We start from the raw sequence: 1,811 nt of genomic DNA, 5'->3' as shown, positions 1-1,811 counted from the left end.
AAAGATCCGCAAAAACGGGCGCAAATATATGCTGATTTACAACGTGAACTTATGCAAAAAGGACCTTATGCGTTTATCTATCAGAAATATGGCGTCGTCGCGATGACACCGGATATCAAAAAGTGGGTTTGGAATAGTGCACCGCATATTTTTTATAGTAAAATTGAAAAATAAGCGTGTCTTCAATGGTGTTCAATAGATAAAGGACATCGTCATGATATATTCGGCGTATTGTATAAATTTTTAAGCTTTGCAATACGTCGAAGATCATAGGTAATGCGTGATATATTGTTGAATGTCTTTTCAAGACATTCGTTTAAAGAGATTTTTCATTCTCATTAGAGGTGTATTTGTGTGGATGTTAAGATTGAATATTTCAATTTCTCTGAATTGAAAAGTGGTCAATTTATTTGTTAAAAAGCTGAGTGTAACATAAAAAACTAAGTGTAACAAATGTCGCGGAATTTAGTAGTGCTAAAGGTGCAAAGGTTTTGCGATGTTGAAAGAAAGTTTTGTTATGGGGGGTACACAAGGGGTATCAGTTTTTTATGGTGTTCATATTTTCTTTTGCTTTGAAAGATGATGAGATGCCAATTGGGAGGGAGTTATTTTACGGGGAGTGATGAAAAACAATCAAATTTCCTTTTGAAGAAGGAATAAAAGTCGTTGCACTTAGCAAACTAACGAATTTTCCTGTTTTATCAAATCGTCAAATTATTATGAAAGCTCTTTGTTATTAAGGTACTTGAGCCGAAAGGGCTAGTGCTTTGATGGTATGCAAAACGCCGGAAGAAATAAGAGACAAGCTTGCTGAACAAGATAGAGAAAAAATATTGGTTTTATAGTCTTCAATAGTAGGCGTTATGATATCGTGGATAAGCTCTGTTGTTGGTGAGCGTTCATTATATATCAGAATATATCAGAGTGTTTTCCTTTGTATGTTTTTGTTTGGCTTGTAAGTGTAGGCAGGAGGAGTCATTGGCAAGAGGTGCTTGTTCTTGAAGATTTTAAAGCTTGGTCTTTAGGAGCCTATAGTTCGTCTAAACTTAATTATTAAGCACGTTTTGCTGCATGGGGAATTTATACAATAAACGTTAAAAGGAAAAGTCTATGAACGTGAAAAGAAAAATATTGAAAAAGAGCTGTTCTTTTGTTTCTGCTGTTCTTGCAATGGGGATGTTTGTGCAACAAGTTTCAGCAAAAACACCTACCGATACGCTTGTAATGGCTTGGAATCTGGATCCAATAAGTACATTTGACCCTGCACAACTCAATGACCGTTATGGAATTGAAGTGGTTAACAATATTTGTGATAATTTGGTCGTTTCTGCTACAGATGATGCAGCTAAAATGGTTCCTTCTTTGGCAAAGAGTTGGGATGTTTTAAGTGATGACCAGAGTACGGTGATTACTTTTCATTTGCGCGATGGTTTAAAGTTTAACGATGGTAGATTAGCCAATGCCAATGATCTTGTTTGGGGTATGAAGCGGGTTGTGAAATTGAAATTGTCCAATGCGGCAACATTTAATGAATATGGGATTACAGAACAAAACGTTGATGAGGCTTTTCAAACACCGGACGACAAAACGGTGGTGATGAAATTTGATAAACCTTATCCTGCAGAGCTCATTCTTAGCAATATTTCCACTAATCGCACTGCTGCCTTGCTGGATCGTGAGACACTCATGAAAAACGAACAAGATGGCGATATGGGAAACCGGTATTTGGCAAGTCATTCTGCTTGTGTTGGTCCTTATCAGTTAGAGAGTTGGCGTCCTGGAGAAGCTCTTTTATTGCGTGCAAGCTCCAA

General features: G+C 37.0%; 1 protein-coding gene and 1 pseudogene. Both read left to right on the top strand.

Annotated features, from left to right (window positions below; genetic code table 11):
• Nucleotides 1-174: pseudogene (locus tag ACFIK8_RS08940) on the top strand (ABC transporter substrate-binding protein); the annotation flags it as partial.
• A 936-nt stretch (nt 175-1,110) separates the two neighbouring features.
• On the top strand, nt 1,111-1,811 hold a 701-nt coding region (locus tag ACFIK8_RS08935; RefSeq protein ID WP_375669213.1), incomplete at its 3' end, for an ABC transporter substrate-binding protein.

The sequence above is a fragment of the Bartonella sp. MR168JLCBS genome (assembly GCF_042194175.1).
This window is presented reverse-complemented; position numbering and strand designations above follow the sequence as displayed.